The sequence below is a fragment of the Bacillus sp. SIMBA_005 genome, assembly GCF_046535585.1.
In the GTDB taxonomy this organism is placed as follows: Bacteria; Bacillota; Bacilli; order Bacillales; family Bacillaceae; genus Bacillus; species Bacillus pumilus.
In genome coordinates, this window is the sequence record NZ_JAWRWI010000240.1 from 1 (window position 1) to 286 (window position 286).

1 protein-coding gene is annotated in these 286 nt (G+C 41.3%); it reads right to left on the bottom strand.

The window, feature by feature from the left end; all coding sequences use genetic code 11:
• Positions 1 to 83, bottom strand: an 83-nt coding sequence (locus tag SB660_RS19925; RefSeq protein ID WP_410584012.1) for a small, acid-soluble spore protein, alpha/beta type, incomplete at its 3' end; no start/stop codon positions are given.
• Positions 84 to 286: the final 203 nt, after the last annotated feature.

The window sequence follows — 286 nt, forward strand, 5'->3', positions numbered from 1 at the left end:
GAAGCGATTTCGTATTTCATTTGATCGATTGCTTGCTCTGCTCCAGGAACTAGCAATTCATTTGAACTATGAGAATTAGCCATGAGGTGCATCTCCTTTTAGTATGTGATTTCTTTATGGTTGGGTTTGCTGGAATCGCACCAGCGAAATGATCAAGTCATTTGCCACTTGGCGCAACCCAATGCGGTAACTGCTTTGTACTAAGGAGTATGGTGCTTTTCGCAAAAGACATACGAGGAAAGGACATGTTAAATGGTGTTCAACATGCAAAAAAGCTATCACTCAA